The organism is Streptomyces sp. NPDC111802, from assembly GCF_055634335.1.
In genome coordinates this window covers 15,224-39,043 of sequence record NZ_JBVKCZ010000040.1, presented here as the reverse complement: position 1 = coordinate 39,043, position 23,820 = coordinate 15,224, and the positions used below count along the sequence as shown (strand labels likewise).

At 69.6% G+C, this 23,820-nt stretch carries 20 protein-coding genes; 16 read left to right on the top strand and 4 right to left on the bottom strand.

Annotated features, from left to right (window positions below; genetic code table 11):
• The first annotated feature begins 8 nt into the window (after positions 1-8).
• The 14 genes from ACZ7NC_RS34345 to ACZ7NC_RS34280 all read left to right on the top strand — a co-directional run bounded on the left by ACZ7NC_RS34345 (position 9) and on the right by ACZ7NC_RS34280 (position 15,413).
• Positions 9-677 carry a GntR family transcriptional regulator gene (locus ACZ7NC_RS34345; RefSeq protein WP_471494100.1) on the top strand — a complete coding sequence of 223 codons (669 nt, stop codon included), beginning with the start codon at positions 9-11 and terminating at the stop codon, positions 675-677.
• Positions 674-1,582, top strand: coding sequence for a dihydrodipicolinate synthase family protein (locus tag ACZ7NC_RS34340; protein ID WP_471494098.1), 909 nt, complete (start codon positions 674-676; stop codon positions 1,580-1,582). Before ACZ7NC_RS34345 ends, ACZ7NC_RS34340 begins: the two co-directional genes overlap by 4 nt.
• Complete coding sequence (gene araD / locus ACZ7NC_RS34335) at positions 1,579-3,309, top strand: L-arabinonate dehydratase (RefSeq protein WP_471494095.1); 1,731 nt, start codon at positions 1,579-1,581, stop codon at positions 3,307-3,309. Before ACZ7NC_RS34340 ends, araD begins: the two co-directional genes overlap by 4 nt.
• 113 nt (positions 3,310-3,422) lie before the next feature.
• Complete coding sequence (locus ACZ7NC_RS34330) at positions 3,423-4,358, top strand: carbohydrate ABC transporter permease (protein ID WP_471494092.1); 936 nt, start codon at positions 3,423-3,425, stop codon at positions 4,356-4,358.
• On the top strand, positions 4,355-5,251 hold the full coding sequence (locus tag ACZ7NC_RS34325) for a carbohydrate ABC transporter permease (protein WP_471494089.1): 897 nt from the start codon (positions 4,355-4,357) through the stop codon (positions 5,249-5,251). Before ACZ7NC_RS34330 ends, ACZ7NC_RS34325 begins: the two co-directional genes overlap by 4 nt.
• Positions 5,252-5,429: 178 nt before the next feature.
• Positions 5,430-6,584, top strand: a complete 1,155-nt coding sequence (locus ACZ7NC_RS34320) for a Gfo/Idh/MocA family protein (RefSeq protein ID WP_471494086.1) — start codon at positions 5,430-5,432, stop codon at positions 6,582-6,584.
• Complete coding sequence (locus tag ACZ7NC_RS34315) at positions 6,584-7,429, top strand: DUF6807 domain-containing protein (protein ID WP_471494083.1); 846 nt, start codon at positions 6,584-6,586, stop codon at positions 7,427-7,429. The genes ACZ7NC_RS34320 and ACZ7NC_RS34315 overlap by 1 nt, the downstream gene beginning before the upstream one ends.
• The gene (locus tag ACZ7NC_RS34310) at positions 7,426-8,934 is read left to right on the top strand and encodes a glycoside hydrolase family 43 protein (RefSeq protein WP_471494081.1); all 1,509 of its coding nucleotides are present in this window, start codon (positions 7,426-7,428) and stop codon (positions 8,932-8,934) included. The genes ACZ7NC_RS34315 and ACZ7NC_RS34310 overlap by 4 nt, the downstream gene beginning before the upstream one ends.
• Positions 8,935-9,025: 91 nt before the next feature.
• Entirely contained in the window at positions 9,026-9,322 is a 297-nt protein-coding gene (locus ACZ7NC_RS34305) for a hypothetical protein (RefSeq protein ID WP_471494079.1), read from the top strand.
• A 50-nt stretch (positions 9,323-9,372) separates the two neighbouring features.
• The gene (locus tag ACZ7NC_RS34300; protein WP_471494076.1) at positions 9,373-10,722 is read left to right on the top strand and encodes an ABC transporter substrate-binding protein; all 1,350 of its coding nucleotides are present in this window, start codon (positions 9,373-9,375) and stop codon (positions 10,720-10,722) included.
• 108 nt (positions 10,723-10,830) lie between these two features.
• On the top strand, positions 10,831-11,631 hold the full coding sequence (locus ACZ7NC_RS34295; protein WP_471494073.1) for a rhamnogalacturonan acetylesterase: 801 nt from the start codon (positions 10,831-10,833) through the stop codon (positions 11,629-11,631).
• 30 nt (positions 11,632-11,661) lie between these two features.
• Entirely contained in the window at positions 11,662-12,981 is a 1,320-nt protein-coding gene (locus ACZ7NC_RS34290) for a pectate lyase family protein (protein WP_471494071.1), read from the top strand.
• A gap of 90 nt (positions 12,982-13,071) precedes the next feature.
• Positions 13,072-14,214, top strand: coding sequence for a pectinesterase family protein (locus ACZ7NC_RS34285; protein ID WP_471494069.1), 1,143 nt, complete (start codon positions 13,072-13,074; stop codon positions 14,212-14,214).
• 86 nt (positions 14,215-14,300) lie between these two features.
• On the top strand, positions 14,301-15,413 hold the full coding sequence (locus ACZ7NC_RS34280; protein ID WP_471494067.1) for a right-handed parallel beta-helix repeat-containing protein: 1,113 nt from the start codon (positions 14,301-14,303) through the stop codon (positions 15,411-15,413).
• Between the two features lies 1 nt (position 15,414).
• Here ACZ7NC_RS34280 and ACZ7NC_RS34275 read toward each other — a convergent pair whose 3' ends face one another.
• Positions 15,415-17,613, bottom strand: coding sequence for a glycoside hydrolase family 43 protein (locus ACZ7NC_RS34275; protein WP_471494065.1), 2,199 nt, complete (start codon positions 17,611-17,613; stop codon positions 15,415-15,417).
• A 208-nt stretch (positions 17,614-17,821) separates the two neighbouring features.
• On the opposite strand from ACZ7NC_RS34275, the gene ACZ7NC_RS34270 reads away from it, so the two are divergent.
• Complete coding sequence (locus ACZ7NC_RS34270; RefSeq protein ID WP_471494063.1) at positions 17,822-18,976, top strand: right-handed parallel beta-helix repeat-containing protein; 1,155 nt, start codon at positions 17,822-17,824, stop codon at positions 18,974-18,976.
• Between the two features lie 174 nt (positions 18,977-19,150).
• Here ACZ7NC_RS34270 and ACZ7NC_RS34265 read toward each other — a convergent pair whose 3' ends face one another.
• Together ACZ7NC_RS34265 and ACZ7NC_RS34260 are read right to left on the bottom strand one after the other, a co-directional pair.
• Positions 19,151-19,999, bottom strand: coding sequence for a hypothetical protein (locus ACZ7NC_RS34265; protein WP_471494061.1), 849 nt, complete (start codon positions 19,997-19,999; stop codon positions 19,151-19,153).
• Positions 19,996-20,565, bottom strand: a complete 570-nt coding sequence (locus tag ACZ7NC_RS34260) for a SigE family RNA polymerase sigma factor (protein ID WP_471494059.1) — start codon at positions 20,563-20,565, stop codon at positions 19,996-19,998. The genes ACZ7NC_RS34265 and ACZ7NC_RS34260 overlap by 4 nt, the downstream gene beginning before the upstream one ends.
• A 260-nt stretch (positions 20,566-20,825) precedes the next feature.
• Between ACZ7NC_RS34260 and ACZ7NC_RS34255 the strand changes: the two genes are divergently transcribed.
• Entirely contained in the window at positions 20,826-22,277 is a 1,452-nt protein-coding gene (locus tag ACZ7NC_RS34255; RefSeq protein ID WP_471494057.1) for an NCS2 family permease, read from the top strand.
• 53 nt (positions 22,278-22,330) lie between these two features.
• Here ACZ7NC_RS34255 and ACZ7NC_RS34250 read toward each other — a convergent pair whose 3' ends face one another.
• A complete protein-coding gene (locus ACZ7NC_RS34250) occupies positions 22,331-23,776 on the bottom strand; it encodes a peptidoglycan D,D-transpeptidase FtsI family protein (protein WP_471494055.1) in 1,446 nt (481 codons plus the stop codon).
• Positions 23,777-23,820: the final 44 nt, after the last annotated feature.

Here is a 23,820-nt window from a genome sequence, read left to right as displayed (position 1 = left end):
AGGCGCGCATGACCTCTGTGCCCACGCCGATCCCCTCCCGCACGCAGTACGTGCTGGAGGAGATCAAACGCCGCATCCTCACCGGACAGTTGACGCCAGGTCAGGCCCTGGTGGAGACCGAGCTCGCCGCGCAGTTCGGGGTGTCGAAGACCCCGGTGCGCGAGGCGCTCAAGACGCTGGCCGGGACCGGGCTGGTCGTGATGAACCAGTACAAGGGCGTCACGGTGCGCATGGTGGACGCGGACATGGCGCGCGAGGTCTACGACGTGCGGCTGCTCCTCGAACCCGAGGCGCTCAAGCGGGCCGTGCGGCGCGGCGCCTCCCTCGACGCCGCCCGTGACGCGCTGACCCGCGCCGACGCCGCCACCGACACCGCCGAACGGTCGCTCGCCAACCGGGAGTTCCACCGCGCCCTCTACCTGCCGTGCGGCAACCCGCTGCTCGGCCGCATGCTCGACGAAGTCCGCGATCAGGCCGCGCTCGTCTCCGCCGTCGCCTGGGCCGCCTCGCCCTCCTGGGAGCGGGAGGCCGGCGAGCACCGGGAGATCCTGCGGCTGGCGCTCGAAGGGGACGCAGACGGCGCCGCACGTGCCCTGCACGCCCACATCGCGTCGTTCGTGCGACGCGCCTTCCCGGACGCGGGAGTCGAGGCCCAGGGAGAGGACGGACCGGCATGACAACGACGTTCGAGCCCCAGCGGACGGCCCTGGCCGATGTGGTGGCGATCCCGGTGACCCCGTTCGCCGAGGACGGCCGCGTGGACCAGGACGCCCACCGGGCCCTGCTGCGTCGTCTGCTCGACGGGGGCGTCACCACCCTCACCCCCAACGGCAACACCGGCGAGTTCTACACCCTCACCCCCGAAGAACGCCGCCTCGTCACCGAGTTGACCGTCGACGAGGCCGGCGACCGCGCCGCCCTCCTCGTCGGCGTCGGCCACGACGTGCCCACCGCCATCGCCTCCGCCCGGCACGCCCGCGACCTGGGCGCGCGGATGGTGATGGTCCATCAGCCGGTGCACCCGTATGTCTCGCAGCACGGCTGGGTCGACTACCACCGTGCCATCGCCGCCGCCGTGCCCGACCTCGGTGTCGTCCCGTACATCCGCAACGCCCAGCTCGGCGGCGCGCGCCTCGCCGAACTCGCCGACGACTGCCCGAACGTCATCGGCGTGAAATACGCCGTCCCGGACGCCGCCAGGTTCGCCGCGTTCGCCCGTGACGCCGGCCTGGAGCGCTTCGTATGGGTGGCCGGGCTCGCCGAACCGTACGCGCCGTCGTACTTCTCCGCGGGTGCCACCGGCTTCACCTCCGGGCTGGTGAACGTCGCCCCGGCCGTCTCCATGAACATGATCGAAGCGCTTCGATCCGGGGACTACCCCGGTGCGATGAAGGTCTGGGAGCAGATCCGCCGCTTCGAGGAACTGCGCGCCGCGAACGGCTCCGCCAACAACGTCACCGTCGTCAAGGAGGCCCTCGCCTCCCTCGGCCTGTGCCGCCGCGACGTCCGCCCGCCCAGCAGGGAACTGCCCGAGGACGAGCGCGCCGAGGTCGCCGCCATCGCCGCCGGATGGTCCATATGACCGACAGAAAGCGCCCCGAAGAGCTCAGAAGCCACCAGTGGTACGGCACCGAGGGCCAGCTGCGCACCTGGTCGCACAACGCCCGCATGCGCCAGCTGGGTTACGAGGCGGAGGAGTACCGGGGCCGCCCGGTGATCGCCGTCCTCAACACCTGGTCCGACATCAACCCCTGCCATGTCCATCTGCGCGAGCGGGCCGAGGCGGTCAAGCGGGGGGTGTGGCAGGCCGGGGGCTTCCCGCTCGAATTCCCGGTCGCCACGCTGTCGGAGACGTACCAGAAGCCGACCCCGATGCTCTACCGCAACCTGCTCGCGATGGAGACCGAGGAGCTGCTGCGGTCGTATCCGATCGACGCGGCGGTGCTGCTCGGCGGCTGCGACAAGTCGACACCGGCGCTGCTCATGGGCGCTGCCTCGGCCGACGTTCCGTCGATCTTCGTTCCCGCGGGGCCGATGCTGCCGGGGCACTGGCGCGGTGAGACGCTCGGCTCCGGCACCGACATGTGGAAGTACTGGGACGAGCGCCGCGCGGGCAATCTGACGGACTGTGAACTACGAGAGCTCCAGGGAGGATTGGCGCGTTCACCGGGTCACTGCATGACCATGGGGACCGCGTCCACGATGACCGCGGCAGCCGAAGCCCTCGGCGTGACGCTGCCAGGCGCCTCCTCGATCCCGGCCGTCGACTCCGGGCACGAGCGGATGGCCGCCGCCTCCGGGCGCCGGGCCGTGGAGCTCGCCTGGACCGCGCTCAAGCCGTCCGAGATCCTCACCCGCGAGGCCTTCGAGGACGCCGTCACCACGGTGCTCGGGCTCGGCGGCTCCACCAACGCGGTCATCCATCTGATCGCGATGGCGGGACGCTGCCAAGTCCCGCTCACACTCGACGACTTTGATCTCCTCGCGCGCTCGGTGCCGGTACTGGCCAACGTACGGCCCGGTGGAGGGCCGTACCTCATGGAGGACTTCCACTTCGCCGGCGGTCTGCCCGCCTTCCTCTCGCGGATCACCGACCTGCTGCACCTTGACCGGCGGACCGTGAGCGGCACCCTGCGCGAGCAGATCGAGGGCGCTGTCGTGCACAACGACGACGTCATCCGGCCCCGGAGCAACCCGGTCGCCGCCGAGGGCGGGCTCGCCGTGCTGCGGGGCAACCTCTGTCCGGACGGCGCGGTCATCAAGCACATCGCCACCGAGCGGCACCTGCTCAAGCACACCGGCAACGCGGTGGTCTTCGACGACTACAGGACGATGCAGCGGACCATCAACGACCCTTCGCTGAACATCACCGCCGACAGTGTGCTGGTGCTGCGCAACGCCGGGCCCAAGGGCGGGCCGGGGATGCCCGAGTACGGCATGCTGCCGATCCCCGACCACCTGCTCAAGCAGGGCGTGCGGGACATGGTCCGTATCTCCGACGCCCGGATGAGCGGGACGAGCTACGGCACGTGTGTGCTGCACTTGGCGCCCGAGTCGTACGTCGGCGGACCGCTGGCCCTCGTGCGGACCGGGGACCTGATCACCCTCGACGTCGAGGCGCGCACGCTCCATCTCCACGTGGACGACGAGGAGTTGGAGCGCCGCAGGGCGGAGTGGACGCCGCCGCCCGCACGGTACGAGCGCGGCTACGGCGCGCTCTACAACGAACAGATCACCCAGGCCGACACCGGCTGCGACTTCGAGTTCCTGGCCCGGCCGGGCAAGGTCGCGGATCCCTACGCGGGCTGAACCACGGCGCCACCACGGCACCACCAGGCACGGCCAAGAACCAACCACGCAACGAGAGAAAGCGCTTCCCGAACAGCGTACGCACGCACGACGTACAAGAACGGAGACCAGTCATGGCCCAAGCCGCAGCCGTGGCGAAACCGCCCGCGCCACCCCGGCGACGCCGTGCCTCCGCCACGCCGCGCAGGCTCCCGTATCTGCTGATCGCCCCGGCGGCCCTGCTCATGCTGGGCTTCATCGCCTACCCGGTGATCAGCGTCTTCTACTACAGTCTGCAGGAGTACAACCCCACCAAGCCGTGGCGGAACGGCTTCACGGGCCTCGACAACTTCGTCCACGCCTTCACCGAGGACCCGCTGTTCTGGGACACGCTGGTCTTCAGCGCCAAGTGGGTGTTCGTCGAGGTGGGGTTGCAGCTGCTGTTCGGGCTCGCGCTCGCGCTGATCGTCAACCAGACCTTCGCGGGCCGGGCGCTGGGCCGGGCGCTCGTCTTCTCGCCGTGGGCCGTCTCCGGTGTGCTGACCTCGGCGATCTGGGTGCTGCTCTACAACTCCCAGACGGGCATCACCCGTTACCTCGCGGACGTCGGCATCGGCTCCTACGGCACCAGCTGGCTGTCGGACACCTCGACCGTCTTCCCGGCGGCGATCGTCGCCGATCTGTGGCGCGGCGTGCCGTTCTTCGCGATCCTCATCCTCGCCGACCTCCAGTCCGTCTCGAAGGACCTGTACGAGGCCGCCGAGGTCGACGGGGCCGGCCGGATCAAGCAGTTCTGGCACATCACGCTGCCCCATCTGAAGGACGCGATCGTCCTGTCCACGCTGCTGCGCGCGGTGTGGGAGTTCAACAACGTCGACCTGCTCTACACGCTGACCGGCGGCGGCCCCGCGGGAGTGACCACGACCCTGCCGCTGTACATCGCCAACACCAGCGTCGACGCGCACAACTTCGGCTACGCGTCCGCCCTGACCACGGTCGCGTTCGTGATTCTGCTCTTCTGCTCGATCGTCTATCTGCGGCTGAGCAAGTTCGGAGGTGAGGACAAGTGAGCGTGAAGGAAGCCACGCAGGTCGCGCCCGCGCCCATGCCGGTCGCCCCCGAACCGCCCCGTCCGAAGAGGAAGCACCGCTCCTGGGACGAGGTCCCGCGTTGGCAGATCTATCTCCCGCTGTCGATCTACCTGGTCTTCACCCTCATCCCCTTCTACTGGATCCTGCTCTTCTCCCTGCGCCCGTCCGGCTCGACCTCGCTGGTGCCCTGGCCGATGACCTTCGACCACTTCGAGAAGGTCTGGACGGAGCGGAGCTTCGGCACCTACTTCCAGAACAGCGTGCTGGTCGGCGTCGTCACCCTGCTGATGACGACCCTGGTCGCCCTGGCCGGCGGCTACGCCCTCGCGCGCTTCGACTTCAGGATCAAGCGTGCCTTCATGCTCGCCCTGCTCTGCTCCCAGTTCGTGCCGGGCGCGCTGCTCCTGGTGCCGCTGTTCGAGATCTTCGCCGAGCTCCAGATGATCAACTCGCTGGGCAGCGTCATCCTCGCGGAGACGGTCTTTCAGTTGCCGCTGTCGATGATCCTGATCAGCAACTTCATCAAGAACGTGCCCTACTCCCTGGAGGAGGCGGCCTGGGTCGACGGCTGCAACCGGATGACGGCGTTCAGGATCGTCGTCCTGCCGCTGCTGCGGCCCGGTCTGATCGCCGTCGGCTCCTTCGCCTTCGTGCACTCCTGGAACCACTTCCTGTTCGCCCTGATGTTCCTCAACAACCAGGAGAAGCAGACCATCCCGGTCGGCCTCAACACCCTGATGGGCGCCGACAGCGTCGACGTGGGCGCGCTCGCCGCGGGCGGCATCATCGCGGCCGTACCCGTCGTGATCGTGTTCGCCTTCATCCAGAAATGGCTGATCACGGGCTTCAGCGCGGGGGCGGTGAAGGGATGAGCCTCCGTCACACAGATGCACCGACCGCTCTGTTGGGCCTCCGCCACGACGGTCCGCTGGACATCAGCGAGCGTGACCTCCCAGCCGGCGTCGGCCGGACACCTACCCTGCACGCAAAGATCGACAGCGCGGCGGCCGACCGAGCGGTGGCACGCGGCGCGGGCGCAGGGAGGATCCCATGAGCACTGCCGTACCGATCGTCCTCGCGGGCGCGCGTGGCCACGGCCGCTGGCACCTCGACAACATCCGGCGGCTCCAGGACAAGGGGATCGTGCGGCTGGCGGGGATCTGCGAGCTGACTCCGCTCACCGCGCGGGAGATCCCTGAGGGCCTGGGGGAGCCGCAGCAGTCCGCCGACTTCGGCGCCCTCCTCGACTCCACCGGCGCACGGATCGCGGTGATCTGCACGCCGATCCCGACCCACACCGACCTGGCGCTGACGGCGGCGCGCAGGGGCGTGCACATCCTGCTGGAGAAGCCGCCCGCCCCGTCGTACGCCGAGTTCCGGCGCATGGCGGACGGGGTCGCCGAGGCCGGGGTCGTCTGTCAGATCGGCTTCCAGTCGCTGGGCTCGGGCGCCGTGCCCGTGATCCGGACGCTGATGGCCGAGGGAGCGATCGGCGAGATCTCCGGCATCGGCGGGGCGGGTGCCTGGGCGCGTCCCGAGGCGTACTACCGGCGGGCGCCCTGGGCGGGCAAGCGCAGGCTGAACGGCGTCGACGTGATCGACGGGGTGCTCACCAACCCGCTCGCGCACGCCGTCGCCACCGCGCTCGCCCTGGGCGGCACCGTGCGCGCCGACGACGTCACCGGCATCGAGACCGAGCTGCTGCGGGCCAACGACATCGAGTCCGACGACACCTCCTGCGTCCGAGTCACCACGAGCGGGCCTCAGATCGTCGTCGCCGCCACCCTCTGCGCCGAGGACCCCGACGAGCCGTATGTCGTCGTCCACGGCGATCAAGGCCGGATCACCTTCTGGTACAAGCAGGACCGCGTCCTGCTCCAGCGCGCGAACCACGGCCCCGAGGAGTTCGAGTACGGCCGCACCGACCTGCTCGAAAACCTCGTCGAGCACCTCACCGACGGCACCGACCCGCTGGTCACACCCGACACGACGGGCGCTTTCATGAAGGTGGTTGAAGCGATTCGACTGGCCCCCGACCCGGCCCCGCTGCCCGCCGAGGCCTGGCGCCTGCTCCCCGGCGAGCAGCGCCGGGTGGTGCCCGGCATCGACGGCCTGGTCGCGGCCGCCGCCGACACCCTCGCCCTCTACTCCGAGCTGGGCGCCCCCTGGGCGCTCCCGGCACGAACGAAAGAGGTGAGCACCTGATGACCCCCCAGGACACCCCGGTGCTGCGCGTCGCGGGCCGACCGGTCGGCCGCTATGTCACCCGGCCCGAGCTGCCGCCCCGGCTCTCCCCGCGCCCCTATCTGCACCCCGTCACCACCCTGGCCGGCACCGCGGTCACCGAGCTGAGCCCCGCCGACCACACACACCACCTCGGCGTCGGTGTGGCCGTTCCCGACGTCGAGGGGGCCAACTTCTGGGGCGGGCGCACCTACGTCCGCGACCGGGGCCCGACCGAACTCGACAACCACGGCGCCCAGCGGCACACCTCCTTCCAGCTGCGCGACCCCGACGGCTTCGTCGAGGAACTGCGCTGGGTGGCGGCGGGCGCCGAGCTGCTGCGCGAACGCCGTACGGTGGCGTCCACCGAACTGACCTCCACGGCCTGGGCGCTGGACTTCACCTTCTCCCTCACCAACGTGACCGCGCAGCCGCTGTCGATCGGCAGCCCGGCGACCAACGGACGGCCCGGCTCGGCCTACGGCGGCTTCTTCTGGCGGGCCCGCAAGGAGCGCCGGCCCCCGGAGGTCTTCACCGTCGACCGCGAGGGCGAGGCAGCCATCCACGGCACCCGTGCCGACTGGGTCGCCCTCGCGGGCAGCACGTGGACGCTCGCCTTCGCCGGGGCCACCGAACAGACCCGGCAGGACCCGTGGTTCGTGCGCGCCGAGGAGTACCCGGGCGTCGGGTCCTCGCTGGCGTCCGAGGAACGGCTGGCCGTCGCGCCGGGCGAGACCGTCGTCCGGCGGATCGTCACCGTCGTCGCCGACGGACACCTTCCCCGCATCGAGGTGGCGGCCCTGGTCCGCAAGGCGGTGAGCCAGTGACGACCGACGTGTACCGCAACCCCGTCCTGAACGCCGACTGGTCCGACCCGGACGTCGTCCGCGTCGGCGACGACTTCTACCTCACCGCCTCCAGCTTCGGCCGCGCCCCGGGCCTGCCCCTGCTGCACTCCCGGGACCTCGTCAACTGGACGCTGGTCGGCCACGCCCTGGAACGCCTGGAGCCGGAGCGGGAGTTCACCGCACCGCGCCACGACTGCGGGGTCTGGGCCCCGTCCCTACGGCACCACGACGACCGCTTCTGGATCTTCTGGGGCGACCCCGACCAGGGCATCCTCCAGGTCAACGCCCCCGAGATCCGAGGTCCCTGGACCCGCCCGCACCTGGTGAAGGCGGGCAAGGGCCTGATCGACCCCTGCCCCCTGTGGGACGACGAGACCGGCGAGGCCTACCTCGTGCACGCCTGGGCCAAGTCCCGGTCGGGGGTGAAGAACCGCCTCACCGGCCACCGTATGCACCCGCACGGCACCGAACTCCTCGACGAGGGCAAGGTGATCGTCGACGGCGACGGGATCCCCGGATGGTTCACCCTCGAAGGGCCGAAGCTCTACCGGCACGACGGCTGGTTCTGGATCCTCGCACCGGCCGGGGGAGTGGAGACCGGCTGGCAGGGCGCGTTGCGCTCGCGCGCGTTCTTCGGGCCGTACGAGGAGAGGATCGTCCTCGAACAGAAGGACACCGACGTCAACGGACCGCACCAGGGCGGCTGGGTGCGCACCCCGTCCGGTGAGGACTGGTTCCTGCACTTCCAGCAGCGGGGCGCGTACGGCAGGGTCGTCCACCTCCAGCCGATGCGCTGGAGCGCGGACGGCTGGCCGGTGCTCGGGGCCGAGGGCGCCCCCGTCGCCGTACACCGCACGCCCGATCTGCCGCCGCAGCCGGCCGCCGCGCCCGCCACCGACGACGACTTCCCCGGCGGACGCTTCGGACGCCAGTGGTCATGGACCGCCAACCCCCAGGACGGCTGGGCCACCCAGCACTCCGGCGACGGCCTGAGACTGGCCTGCGTCCGCTCGGCCCACGCGCACGACCTGCGCAGACTGCCGAACATCCTCACCCAGCGACTGCCCGGGGCACCGTGCGCGGTCGAGGTCGAGCTGCGGCTGGACAGCGAGGAACCCGGGGCGCGGGCGGGGCTCGCGGTGCTCGGGGACGCGTTCGGCTGGATCGGGCTCCAGCGCGGCGCGGACGGCGAGGTGCGGGTCGTGCACCGGTTCGCGGAGGCCGTCGCGGAGCGGGAACGGGACGCCGATCACGCGCGGCTCGCGCCGGAGGGGCGGGTGCGGCTGCGGATCGAGATCGGGGCCGGGGCGCGCTGCCGGTTCCGCTACGACGTCGGGGACGGCCCGCGTTCCTCGGGGCCGGTGTTCGCCGCCACGCCCTGGCGCTGGGTCGGCGCCCTGCTGGGCCTGTTCGGTCTCGCTCCCGCCGGCCAGGGACACGCCGGCGCGGCGACCTTCACGCAGTTCAGGATCAGCGCCTTGTAACCCACCGCACTCGTAGGCCTGTCGAGCCTGTTGGGAGCCGCAATGACGCACCTCCGTAGCAAGCGCTTGCCGAGAGTCCGCCGGCAGAACCGTGGCCGCCGTCCTGGGGCTGGTCGCGGCCCCGGGACTGGGCGCGATGGGCGAGGCGAAGGCCGCCGCCCACGCCCCTTCGGCGGCCGCGCGGCGCTGGACGGGGAACCCGCACGGGTTCCTGATCACCGACTCGAAGGTCCTGGGGCGGCCCTGGCACCCGGGCGATGAGCCCTGCGGCGGTCGCCCCGGTGCTGATCCGGGGTGCAAGGACGCCCGGTTCGCCGAGTACCGGAACTTCGGACCGGGCGCGGCCGTGACCGCGGACCGGCCGCAGATGAGCGACGCCCGTCACTGACCCCCACACGTCATGTCCCCGCTGGATCCAGAAACGAAGAGAGCCGACCAATGAAGATCAGCATCCGCAGAAGCAGGCGCGCCGCCCTGGCCGTCGCCCTCGGGTCCGTCCTCGCCCTGACCGCCACCGCCTGCGGTGACGACGGGAGCAGTGCGGGCGGGGACAAGGGCGCCGAGGGCAGCGGCAAAGGGAAGATCGTCTTCTGGGACAACAACGGCGGTGTCCGCACCGACATCTGGAAGGAGATCATCGCCGACTTCGAGAAGGCGAACCCCGACATCGAGGTCGAGTACGTCGGGATCCCCTCCACCGACTACCAGTCCAAGGTGGACACCGCCATCCAGGGCGGCGGTCTGCCGGACGTCGGCGGCGTCGGCGCGGCGATGCTCGCCGGGTTCGCCGCGCAGAACGCACTGGAGCCGCTGGACGACCGGCTCGCCAAGTCCTCGCTCAACGGCAAGCTCAACGAGGACATGGTCACTTCGCTGAAGGCGGCCGGCGGCGGTGACGGCAAGCTGTACTCGGTGCCGACCTCCGCGAACAACGGTGTGCTGTACTACCGCACGGACCTGTTCAAGAAGGCGGGACTGGACGAGCCGACCACGTGGGACAAGTTCTACGCGGCCGCGGAGAAGCTGACGAACTCCGGCAAGAACGAGTTCGGTTACACCATTCGTGGTGGCGCCGGTTCGATCGCGCAGGCGCTCGACGCCATGTACGGGCAGTCCGGGATCAATTCCTTCTGGGACGCCGGCGGGGACAAGACGACGGTCAACGACCCCAAGAACGTGGCGGCGCTGGAGAAGTACGCCGCACTGTTCAAGAAGGTCACGCCGGCCGCCGACCTCAACAACGACTTCACCAAGATGGTCGCCCAGTGGGATTCCGGCACGATCGGCATGCTGAACCACAATCTGGGGTCGTACCAGGACCATGTGAAGGCGCTCGGGACCGAGAAGTTCCGGGGCATTCCGCAGCCGGTCGGCTCCGCCGGCAAGCGGATCCAGGTGTCGAACCCTGTTGATGGAATGGGCCTGTTCAAGAGTTCCAAGAACAAGGAGGCCGCCTGGAAGTTCATCGAGTTCGCCACGTCGCACGAGGAGAACTCGAAGTTCAACAAGGCGGCTGGGCAGGTGCCGGCGAACAACGACGCCGCCAAGGATGCGTGGATCTCGGAGGCCGAGCCCACGAAGTTGGCTGCGGCGGCCTTGTCCGACGGGTCCACGACGATTGTGCAGCTGCCGTACTACCTGCCTGACTGGAACACCATCTCCAAGGCCGACAACGAGCCGAACTTCCAGAAGGTGCTGAACGGGGACATGGGCGCCAAGGAGTTTCTGGACACGATGGCCGGTCAGCTGAATGAGGCTCAGGCCGAGTGGACTTCGCGTAACGGCTGAGAGCCCGGTCGCTTTGCTGTGCGGCCGGCCGCGGGTCGTTCGTGGCCGGCCGCGCGGTTCCCCGCGCCCCTGGGGGGTTGCCACCCCCCGCGTTTGAAAGGCACTGTCGTGTCGCTCACCCGTAGACAGGTCGGTCTTGCGGCCGTCGCCGCTGTTCCTCTCGCCCTCTCGGGCACCGGTACCGCCGAGGCAAGCCAGCCCCGTCGCACCCTCTATATCGCCGGTGATTCCACCGCCGCCCAGAAATACGCCGACGCCGCACCCGAAACCGGGTGGGGCATGGCGCTCCCCTTCTTTCTGCGCAAGCAGCTGCCCGTTTCCAATCACGCCGTGAACGGGCGCAGTTCGAAGAGCTTCGTCGACGAAGGGCGGCTCGATGCCATCCTTCAGGTCATCCGTCCCGGTGACTTCCTGCTGATCCAGTTCGCGCACAACGACGAAAAGGTCACCGACCCGACGCGGTACACCGAGCCATGGTCGACGTATCAGGACTGTCTGCGGCTGTACATCGACGGCGCCCGTGCGCGGGGCGCTCGGCCCGTGCTCGCCACCGCCGTCGAGCGGCGGAGGTTCGACGCGGGCGGCAACGCCGTGCCGACCCATGGCGACTATCCGGCGGCGATGCGCGCGCTCGCCCAGGAGGAGCGCGTCGCGCTGCTCGACATCCAGGCGCTGTCGCTCGCGTTGTGGCAGGAGCTCGGGGTCGAGGGTACGAAGACGTACTTCAACTGGACCGCCACCGAGCAGGACAACACACACTTCAATCCGCCGGGCGCGATCGCCGTGGCGCGTCTTGTGGCCCGGGAGATGCTGCGTACGCGGATGCTGAACGCGCGGGACGTGTGCCGGCTGGACGACGGGATCCCGGACTCCTGGATCACCTGGCCGCAGGCCACCGCCACCGCATAACCCCCCGACCGTGGAGGAGAGAGCCGCACAATGAACATACAGATATGGCATGGGCATGCCACAAAGAAGGCTGCCGTTCTCGCCGGCTGCACCGCGCTCGTGCTCGGCCTCACCGGTACCGGCGCCGGGGCGGCGCAGGCCGGAGGTCGGGACCTCGGGCGGGAGGTCCTCGCCGCCGGTGACGGATGGGGCTCGGAGGGCGCGGGCACGACCGGTGGGTCGGCCGCCGATACCGCGCACGTCCACACCGTCACCACCTGGGCGCAGTTCCGGCAGGCGCTCGCCGACGGCGGCAGCGCGCCCAGGATCATCAGGGTCAATGGCATGATCGACGCCGTCTCGGAGGGGTGTGACGCCTTCGCCGCGGAGGGCTACGACTTCCAGCGGTACCTCGCCGACTACGACCCCGCGGTGTGGGGGCACGACAGCCCCGTCAGCGGTGAGCAGGAGGAGCTGCGGGCCGCGTCCGCCGCCGGCCAGGACAAGGCCATCAAGGCGAGCGTCCCCGCCAACACCACCATCGTCGGGGTCGGCAAGGGCTCCGGGATCCTCGGCGGCAGCCTCCAGATCAAGGGCGTCGACAACGTCATCCTGCGCAACCTCACCATCGAGGCCCCGATCGACTGCTTCCCGCAGTGGGACCCGACCGACGACAACAAGACCGGCGCCTGGAACTCCGAGTACGACGGCGTGGTGGTGTACGGGTCCACCCATGTGTGGATCGACCACAACACCCTCACCGACGGCCGCTACCCCGACAGTTCCCTGCCGTCGTACTTCGGCAAGGTCTACCAGCAGCACGACGGGCTCCTTGACGTCGTGCGCGGCGCCAACCATGTGACGGTGTCCTGGAACGCGTTCACCGATCACGACAAGACCATGCTGATCGGAAACAGCGACAGCGCGGGTTCGACCGACACCGGCAAGCTCAAGGTCACCCTGCACCACAACCGCTTCGAGGGGATCGTCGAGCGGGCGCCGCGCGTGCGGTTCGGGCAGGTCGACTCGTACAACAACCACTTCGTCGTCACCGGGGACCAGAACTTCGCGTACGTCTTCGGCATCGGCGCCTCCTCCCAGCTGTACGCCACGCACAACGCCCTCTCGTTGGCCCCCGGCGTCAGCGTCGGCAAGGCGCTGAAGAAGTGGAACGAGGCACCGCTCACCGCCGAGAACAACTACGTCAACGGCAAGCCGACGGACCTCATCGCCGTCCACAACGCCGAGATCCCCGGCGAGACCCTCCAGTCGGGGGCCGGGTGGACGCCCACTCTGCGGACGAAGGTCGACGACCCCCAGGCGGTGCCCGGGATCGTCGATCACCGCGCGGGCGCCGGCCGCCTGCGCTGACCCACCCGGTGGGGGAGGGGCGCACAGCAGCCCTGGCCGCCCCTCCCCGGCAACCTCCCGCACGAGCCGCCCTGCGAAAGGAGCACCCGCATGCCCTCGCCCCACCTCCGACTCCCCCTGTCCAGAAGGGGATTCCTCACCGCGAGCACCGCTGCCGCAGCCGCTCTCGCGCTCGCGCCGGTCCCCGCGCGGGCCACCACCGGGGCCAGGCCGTGCGCCTTCGGCCGGTACGGCTCGCCGGACGCCCGCCCGACCCCGAAGACCCTGTACGTCCACCCCTTCGGCCAGGGCGACTTCACCTCCGTCCAGGCCGCCGTGACCGCGGCCGAGGGCAGCGGCTGGACGCTGGTGATCGCGCCGGGGACGTACCGCGAGACGGTCGCGGTCGATGTGACCCGCACCGAGATGACCTGGCTCGGCGCCGGCGACGACCCGCGTGACGTCGTCATCGTCCACGACAACGCCGCCGGCACGCCGAAGCCGGGCGGCGGCACCTACGGCACCACCGGTTCCGCCACCACCCTCGTCCAGGGCGACGGCTTCACCGCCCGTGACATCACCTTCGCCAACGACTGGCTGCGCGCCGACCACCCCGGCGTCAGCGGCACCCAGGCCGTCGCCATCAAGGTGCAGGGCGACCGGTCCGCGTTCCACCACTGCCGGTTCCTCGGGCACCAGGACACGCTGTACGCGGACTCCATGGCCCTCGGCGTCTTCGCCCGCCAGTACTTCGCGCACTGCTATGTGGAGGGCGACGTCGACTTCGTCTTCGGGCGGGCCACGGCCGTGTACGAGCACTGCCACTTCCGGACCCTGACCCGGACCGACCTGTCATCTGCTCCGTACGGCTTCGTCTTCGCACCCTCGACGGCGGGTGCCAACCCGCGCGGCTACCTGGTGACCCGGAGCCGAGTCACCAGCGAGGCCCACGACGCGTACTACAAGCTGGCCCGCCCCTGGGTGCCCAGCTCCGACCCGACCGCCCATCCGTCGCTCACCGTCCGCGACACCCACCTCGGCCCCGGCATCGACGCCCGCGCGCCCTACACCAACATGTCGGACAGCTTCCCGTGGCAGGACCAGCGCTTCGCCGAGTACCGCAACACCGGCCTCGGCGCGGTCGTCACCGTCCCCGCCAACCGGCCCCAACTCACCGCCGAGCAGGCCAGGTCGGTGACCCGTGAGGGGTATCTGGGGGACTGGACGCCGTGGAGGGCCCGCGAAGTCCAGTGAGCCCCGTAAATCCCCACACCTAGATCCCCACACCTAGATCTCCACACGTAAATCCCCACACCGCACGACGAAAGGACCCGCACTCCATGTCTCGTCGTACCGCCCTCACCGCCCTGGCGGCCCTGACCCTGGGTACCGGGCTGGCCGTGCTCCCCACCCAGGCACAGGCCGCGACCGTGGTCGTCAGCAACTCGACCGATCTGTCCAACGCCCTCAGGAACGCCACCGCCGGCACTGTCATCCAGGTCCGCGGCGGCACCTACTACCCGACGGCCACGCTCCAGTCCACGGCCAACGGCAGCTCGTCGTCTCCGATCACGCTCACCGCGTACGGCTCGGAGACCGTGAAGATCGACGGCTCGAACCTCCCCGACGGCGGCTGGATCTTCAAGCTGACCGCCGACTACTGGAACGTCTCGGGCATCACCTTCCAGAACTCCCCGGACAGCGCGGTCGTCTGCCAGTCCTGCACCGGCACCAACTGGAACAACATCAAGACCATCAACGGCGGCGACTCCGGTTTCACCCTCACCGGAGACGGCACCGTCAACAACACGGTCCGCAACATCGACTCCTACGGCCACTACGACCCGGCCAACCACGGCGAGAACGCCGACGGCATCGCCGTGAAGTTCGGCTCCGGAACGGGGAACAGGATCACCGGGGCCCGCCTGTACAACAACTCGGACGACGGGCTCGACTTCTGGTCCTTCTCCTCCCCGGTCACCGTCGAGCACACCTGGGCCTTCGGCAACGGCAGGAACCGCTGGTCCGACTCCGCGTTCGCGGGCGACGGCAACGGCTACAAGCTGGGCGGTGACGGCGAGGTCGTCGCGCACGTCGTCAACAACTCGGCCGCCTGGGACAACGCCGGCAACGGCTTCACCGAGAACTCCAACACCGGCGCCATCGCCATCAACCGCACGACGGCCTACGCCAACGGCAAGTGGGGCTACTACTTCGCCACGGGCGCGGCCAGGCTCGGCAGAAACCTCGCCGTCAGCAACGGCGGCGGCCTGGTCAGCAAGGGCGGCTCGGTCGTCTCGGCGGGCAACAACTGGGACTCCGGGATCCCGACGCCGGCCTTCCGGTCGACGGACGCCTCGACCACCTACAACGCCCGCCAGTCCGACGGCTCGCTGCCCGCGACCACGTTCCTGACCACGGGCAGCACCACCATCGGCGCGACAATGGACTGAGCTAACGCCGCACGGGCCCGATGCCCTCCAGTGTCGGCACCACCGGCTCGATCGTGCCGTCGGCCGCGAACTCCAGGCGGTCGACGGTCGTCTCCCGGTGCATGCCGTCACCGCCCGGCCTCCCGGGGCCGTTCAGGGCGAACCGGTGGTAGACGACGTACCAGTCGTCGGTGCCGGGGGTGTTCACCACCGAGTGGTGGCCCGTGCCGAGGATCCCGTACTCGGGGCGCTTCTGCAGGATCGTGCCCCGCTTGGTCCACGGGCCGAGCGGGGACGGTCCCGTGGCATAGGCGACGTGGTAGTTCTCGCTGCGGGTGTCGTCCTCGGACCACATGAAGTAGTAGGTGCCCTTCCGCTTGATCACGAAGGAGCCCTCGCGGAAGTCGGCCGGGGTGATGTCCCGCACCTTCGACGCGTCGAACGACACCATGTCGTCGTTCAGCGGGACGACATACCCGTGCCCGTTGCCCCAGTACAGATAGGCCTGGCCGTCGTCGTCCGTGAAGACCGCGGGATCGATCATCTGGCCGCTCCACGCCCCGCCCTTCGCCACCAGCGGCTTGCCCAGCGCGTCCTTGAACGGGCCGGCCGGCGAGTCGGCCACCGCGACGCCGATCTGCTGCTCGGCGCAGAAGTAGAAGTAGTACTTGCCGTCGCGCTCGGCCGTCGCGGGCGCCCAGGCGTACTTGTCGGCCCAGCTCACGTCCGGACCGAGATCCAGGATGACCCCGTGGTCCTTCCAGTGGACCAGGTCCTTGGACGAGTACGCCTTGAACCGGGTCCCGCTCCAGCCCTGGAAGCCGTCCGTCGTCGGGTAGATCCAGTACTCGCCGTTCAGATGGTGGACGTCCGGGTCGGCGTTGAGGCCGGGCAGGATCGGGCTGCGGGTGCGGACGGCCTCGACCGTCCAGACGCGTCTGCTGCCGTCCGCAGCCGTCACCGTGTACGTCTGCGGCTTGCGGAAGTCGCGCCGGGTGCCGGAGCGCGGGCTGACGGTCGCACCCGCACCGGCCCACAGCCTCGGGGCCAGGCGCGCGAGGTCGGCGTCCGGCCGCATCGGCAGTACGACCTTGGAGGCGGAGTCGGTGACGACGGCGTAACCCTTCTGGTCCTTGGCCGTCGCGTCCACGATCGAGGCGGGGCTCGCGGGATACGCGGCCAGCAGCCGGTCGTACTCCTCCTGCGTCACGGGAAGGACCGTGCCGTGCCGGGGGCTTGCGGGCAGCTGGTAGTCGGTCGACGGGGTCCACCTGCCCGAGTCGAGGTCGGTCGTCTCGAAGGGGACGTAACCGCGGCCGCCGTACTCGTCGATGAACAGGTACCACTTGTTCTCGGTGTTGGACTTGAAGACCGTCGGCCCCTCGCCGCGCTCCATCGCGCCACTGCCGACGCAGTCCGCGACGAAGTCGTACGACGTGTCGGTCAGGCTCGTCGACTTCTCCGCGGTGATGAACTTCGAGCAGGGGCTCGAGGAGCTGGGGTCCCGCTCGTCCTTGGTGTAGCGGTAGTAGGTGCCCCGGTGCTTCACGACCGTCGAGTCGATGACCGAGTAGCCGGGGTCGTCCCAGACCTTCGGCTCGCTGAAGGCGCGGAAGTCCTTCGTGGTCGCGTACAGCATCTTGTTGTACGTCGAGCCGGTGTGGCCGGGATCGTCGGCGGCGTACAGCTTCGACGCCCAGAAGACCACATACGCGTCGAGCGAGTCGTCCCAGTAGGCCTCCGGCGCCCAGGTGTTGCCCGCGTTGTCGGGGGCGACCTTCACCAGTCGCTGGTCGGTCCAGTGGACCAGGTCGGTGGACTCCCAGACCATGATCGACTTGCTGCCGTGCCGCTGGACCTCGTCCCAACTGCCGCTGCTGTTGCGGTACATGCGCAGATCGGTGGCGATCAGGAAGAACCGGTCGCCCTTCGGGGAGCGGATCACGAACGGGTCGCGCAGCCCCTTCTCACCGATGGTGGAGGTGAGCACGGGCCTGCCCTGGTTCAGCTCCCGCCAGTGCAGCGGGTCGTCGCCCCGGCTGAGGGCGTAGCGGATCTGCTCTCCGTCGGCGGTGCCCTCGCCGGTGAAGTAGGCGAAGAGATAGCCGGCGTACTGGGGCTGCTGCACGGGTCTTGCTCCTGGGTGGGTGGAACCTGGCGGGGCGGTGATCAGGGCGAGCAGGAGCGGGAGACAGGCGACGAGGAGGAATCGTGGGCGCATGTCACTCCTGTGTGAGTGTGTGAGTGTGGGGGTTTCTGTTGGGGGCTGCGCGCCTTCGGAGTGTCACCAGTGGGGAACAGCACGTCAATCGGGGAGTGGGGGGATGAGGGGCAGCGAAAGTTTCGCTCGTTTTCGTTGAGGCCCGGCAACCTCGTCCGGCCACGGCGACGACAGCAGGGCGTCCCGTCCCCAAGGAAAGGAACGCCCCGTGCGTCACGGCACCGGACGCCACCGCCGGACCCGCACCCTCTCCATCGCCGCCGCGATCGCCGTAGCCGCCGGAGCGGGCGGCGTCCACCTCGGCCTGTCCGACGGCGGCGCCCAGGCCGCCTCGACGACGGTCACCGTGACCAGCACCGCGCAACTGGAGTCGGCCGTGGCCGGCGCCACCGCGGGTACGACCATTCAGGTCCGCGGCGGCACATACACCCCGTCGGCCACCCTCAAGTCCACGGCGAACGGCACCGGTTCGGCCCGGATCACGCTCCAGGCCCACGGCGGCGAGAAGGTGCGGATCGACGGGTCCAAGCTGCCCGACGGCTCCTGGCTGGCCGGGATCTACGGCGACTACTGGACCGTCCAGAACCTCACCTTCGTCAACTCGCCGGCCCAGGGCTTCGTCGCCACGTCGTCCGTGGGCGGCGTCTTCAAGAACCTCGTCACCGCGAACAACGGCGACTCCGGGTTCACCCTGCGCGGCGACGGTACGACGGACAACCTCGTGCAGAACCTGGACAGTCACGGCAACTACGATCCGGCCGGACACGGGCAGAACGCCGACGGGATCGCCGTGAAGTTCGGCTCCGGGACGGGCAACAGGATCACCGGGGCGCGCCTGTACGACAACTCGGACGACGGCCTCGACCTCTGGCAGTTCTCCTCGCCGGTCACCGTCGAGCACACCTGGGCCTTCGGCAACGGCAAGAACCGGTGGAGCGACCCTTCCTTCGAGGGCAACGGCAACGGGTTCAAGCTGGGCGGCGGGGGCGCCTCGGTGGCCCATGTGGTCAACAACAACGCGGCCTGGGACAACACGCTGCACGGCTTCACGGAGAACTCCAACACCGGGGCGATCGTCCTCAACCGCAACACCGCGTACGGCAACGCCGAGACCGGGTTCTACTTCGCCACCGGGAAGGCGCGGCTTGCCCGCAATCTCGCCGTGGGCAACAGGAAGGGGCTGTCGAAGCCGGGCCCTTCGAGCGTCTCGGCGGCGAACAACTGGGACAGCGGGGTGGCCACGCCGCCCTTCAGGTCGACCGACGCGACGTCCGCGTACGGGGCCCGGAAGGCCGACGGCGCGCTGCCCGCGACGACGTTCCTGGTGACGGGCTCCACGGCCATCGGCTCGACCATGAACTAGTCGTGGGAGCGGGAAGAAGGACGAACGCCCCGTCGGCCGTCACCGACGGGGCGTTCCGTTCTGCCGGCCGAAGGGGGGCTCAGGCCGGCAGGCCCGTTACCAGCGTGATCACTGGTACGTGATGTCAGATGACGAGAACGCGCGGGAGGTTGCGTCCGGACCCGTGCGGAGTTCTCACGTATCCCCGTCGGCCGCCGAGCCGTTGTCGTCGGGCGGTGCGAAGCCGCCCGCAACGGACAGCTGCGCGCCGCCCGCCGTCGCCGTCATCGCATAGCTGTCGCCCTGCGCGTCCCGGCCGCCGCGCTCATGGTTGTACTGCCCGGCGAACACCCACTCGCCCGCGCGGACCGTACGGCCCTCCTTGAGCACCCAGGTGTAGACGAGGAAGCCGTCCTTCTCCTCGACCGTCAGCGTGAAGTCCTCCTCCGGCAGCGAGCGCCAGGCGCCGGTCGAGGTGACCTGGCCGGTCTGCGCGATCCTCAACCGCACGGTGAGCGCGGTGAGTTGCTCGCTCGTCCTGAGCGTCAGATTGCTCTGTGCCCAGAAGTCGTTGCCGTGCGGGTCCACCGAGGCGTTCGACCACAGCGGGCCGTCCTCCTCGCCCTCGGCCGCGGGCGGCGCGGGCGTGGCGCTCGGCTTCGACGACGGCGGCGGCTCGCTCGTCTCGCGGGACTCCGTCGTGGGGTCCGCCGGCGGGGCGGGCGGGGCCGGGGCGCGGCTCGTCGCGTCCGGGGACGGGGCGGGCGTCGGCGACGTGGCCACCGACTGCTGCGGGCGGTCCTCCTTCACGGCGGAGGCCACCGCGTAGCCGCCGACCGCGAGAACCCCGGCGACCGCGGCCGTGGCGGTCACCACCCGGAACCAGCCGTACGCCGGCGGCCGGGTCGCCCGGTGGTCGGGGCGGGTCTGCTCCGCCATGCCGCGCTCGACACGGGCCAGGATCCGCTCGCGGTTGGGCTCGTGCGCCTCGGCCGCCTCGTGCAGCCGGGCGCGCAGTTCGTCGTGCACGTCCCGCCGCATCATCGGTTCCTTCCTCCGGCGCCGCCGGTGCGGGCCATCGCTGCCGCATGCACCTTGAGCGGAGCCTGCCGCGTGCCCAGCAGCCGTTGCAGCTCGGCCATCCCCTTGGAGGTCTGGCTCTTCACCGTACCGACCGATATGCCCAGGGCGAGCGCCGTGTCCTTCTCGGACAGGTCGAACGCGTGCCGCAGCACCACACAGGCGCGTTTGCGGAACGGAAGTCTACGCAACGCCTCCTGGACGTCGACGACGCCCGCGATGTCCGGGTTCTCCGTCTTCTCCTCGCGCTGCGACCAGAACAGGGCGATCCGCCGCCGCTCCCGTACCGCGCTGCGGATCCTCGTGCGGGCCAGGTTGGCCACGACGCCGCGCGCGTACGCCAACGGATGGTCGGCCGCGCGCACCCGGTCCCAGCGGTGCCACAGCGCCAGCAGCGCGTCCGCCGCCAGATCGTCGGCGGCGTCCGCCTCGCCCGTCAACAGATGGGCCAGCCGGGAGAGTTCGGCGTAGTGGTGCTCGAAGAAGGCATGGAACTCCACGGAGGCGGCGTCGTCGACGACCGTGCCCACGGGCGACCCCTCCTGCCTGGGCGGTGGTGTGTGAGTGATGTGTGGTCGTCCGGCGATCATTTCGCGATCATCCGGGCGAGGTCCGGAAGCGTAGCAGTGATCGAACACCTGGCTCGTACGGGGTCTCGAACACTGTGTGGTACCTCGTACGTGAGCAGCGCTGATTCCGTAACACGAAGAAAACCTGAAACGCGTTCAACGCGGGAACAATCCAGCCAGCATCCGCACATCGATCCACCAGGCAACAAGGAGCAACCGCCATGTCCGAATCCCAGAAGGTGGCCGACCGGTCAAGTGCCCCGCCACCAGGGGTGAACAGCGTCGACGGGTTCTTCAAGATCTCCGACCGGGGGTCCACCTTCGCCCGTGAGATACGGGGCGGCTTCGCCACGTTCTTCACGATGGCGTACATCCTTGTCCTGAACCCCATCATCCTCGGCAGCGCGAAGGACAAGTTCGGCCACCAGCTGGACGCCGTCCAACTCACCACCGCCACCGCCCTGGTGGCCGCCGTCATGACGATCATCATGGGCGTCGGCGGCAACCTCCCGCTCGCGCTCGCCGCCGGCCTCGGCCTGAACGCCGTCGTGGCCTTCCAGATCGCCCCGTTGATGTCCTGGGACGACGCGATGGGCCTGGTCGTCCTCGAAGGTCTGCTGATCTGCGTGCTGGTGGTCACCGGGCTGCGCGAGGCCGTCATGCACGCCATCCCGCAACCGCTGAAGCAGGCGATCAGCGTCGGCATCGGCCTGTTCATCGCCTTCATCGGCTTCGTGGACGCCGGGTTCGTCAGCCGTATCCCGGACGCCGCGAACACCACCGTGCCGGTTCAGCTCGGCGGCACAGGTCAGCTCACCGGGTGGCCGATCCTGGTGTTCTGCCTCGGAGTCCTGCTGACGATCGCCCTGCTCGCCCGGAAGGTGAAGGGCGCCATCCTGATCAGCATCGTGACCATGACGGTGATCGCGATGATCATCAACTCGATCGCCGACATCAAGGTCTGGGGCCTGACCACACCCGCGTGGCCCGACAAGCTGGTCGACACCCCCGACTTCGGACTCATCGGCGACTTCAGCCTGTTCGGCGCGTTCGGCGCGACCACCACCATCACGGTCGTCCTGCTGATCTTCACGCTGGTCCTGTCCGACTTCTTCGACACCATGGGCACGGTCGTCGGCATCAGCGCCGAGGCCGGTCTCCTCGACGAGCAGGGCAAGGTGCCGAACCTCGGCCGAGTGCTGCTGATCGACGGCGCCGCGGCGGCCGCCGGCGGTGCGTCCTCGTCGTCCTCCGCGACCTCCTACATCGAGTCGGCGGCCGGCGTCGGCGAGGGCGCGCGCACCGGCTTCTCCAACCTGATCACCGGCGGCCTCTTCGCCCTGGCCCTCTTCCTGACCCCGCTGCTCACCATCGTCCCGCTCCAGGCGGCCGCCCCCGCCCTGGTCGCCGTCGGCTTCCTGATGATGACCCAGGTCAAGCACATCGACTGGGACAAGTACGAGATCGCCATCCCGGCGTTCCTGACCATCGCCGTCATGCCGTTCACGTACTCGATAACCAACGGCATCGGGGCGGGCTTCATCGCCTACGTCGTGATCAAGACGGTCCTCGGCAGGGCGAAGGACATCCACTGGCTGCTGTGGGGGACCTCGGCGCTGTTCCTGGTGTACTTCGCGATCAACCCGATCGAGCAGGTGCTGGGCGTGAAGTGAGCAAGAGGGCCCCGGCGTCGAGCCGGGGCCCTTTGCTGCTTCGGCTGCTTCGGCTACTGCTTCAGCGCGGCCTCCATCACCGCCTTGGCGACCGGCGCCGCCAGCCCGTTCCCGCTGACCTCCGACCGGGCCGCGTTCGACTGCTCCACGACCACCGCCACGGCGACCTCCTTGCCGTCGGCCTTCCCGTACGACGTGAACCAGGCGTACGGCGTCTTGCTGTTCTTCTCGCCGTGCTGGGCCGTGCCCGTCTTGCCGCCCACCGTCGCGCCCGGGATGCGCGCGTTGGTGCCCGTGCCGTCCTCGACGACCGTCCGCATCGCCGACTGGAGCTGCTCGGCCGTGTCGGAACTGACGATCTCCTGCGTGTCGGTCCGGTCGTCGTAGTTCTCCAACACATCCCCGCCGCCGTCGGTGATCCGCGACACCATATGCGGCGAGACCAGCTTGCCGTCGTTGGCTATGGCGGCGGACACCATGGCCATCTGGAGCGGGGTCGCGGTGACATCGAACTGGCCGATGCCGGACAGGGCGGTCTGCGGCCGGTCCATGTCCTTCGGGTACACGCTCTCGTACGCCCGCACCGGCACGTCCTGCGCGTCGTCGTTGAAACCGAACTTCTCGGCCGTCTCCCGCACCTTGTCCTGGCCCAGGTCCACGGCCATCTTCCCGAAGACGTTGTTGCAGGAGTACTGGAGCGCGACCCTGATCGAGGCGTTCTCACAGGGGGCGTTGGGGTTCTCGTTGCCCAGGTCCTGATTGGTGTCCGGCAGCGGGTACGGGTCCGGGCTGTCCGTCTTCTCGTCCACCGACGAGTACAGCCCGTCCTCCAGCGCGGCGGCCGCGACGACCAGCTTGAACGTCGAACCCGGCGGCAGCGGCTGGCGCAGCGCGCGGTTCGTCATCGGCTTGTCGGCGTCCTTGGTCAGCTGCTTCCAGGCGTCCGAGTCGCCCGTCGTGATCCGCGCCGGGTCGTACGACGGAGTGGAGACGACCGCAAGGATCTTCCCCGTGGTGGGGTCGATCGCCACGGCGGCGCCCTTGTTGTCGCCGAGCGCGTCGTACGCCGCCTTCTGCACGTCCGGATCGATCGTCGTGATCACGTTGCCGGGGTCGGAGCGCTTGTTGGTGATCGTGTCCAGCACGCTCTTCAGCCGGTTGTCGGTGCCGTCCAGCAGGTCCCGGTAGATGCCCTCCAGCTGGGTGGCTCCGAACGCCTGTGAGCTGTAGCCGGTCACGGCCGAGTACCGCGCCCCGTCCGTGTACGTCCGCTTGTACGCGAGGTCACCGCTCTTCGTGGGCGCCGAGCCGGTGACCGCGTCGCCGCCCACGATGATGTTGCCGAGCGGCTCGCTGTACAGCGCGATCGTGTTCCGCCGGTTGTCCTTGTCGTTCGCGAGCGCCTGGCCTTCGTAGAACTGCACCCAGGTCGCCCTGACCAGCAGAGCGAACACCAGCAGCAGCGCGAAGACGGACGCCCGCCTGATCGTCTTGTTCATCCCACCCGAGAGGACGATCGGGATGGGCGTAATCGTTCCCTTGC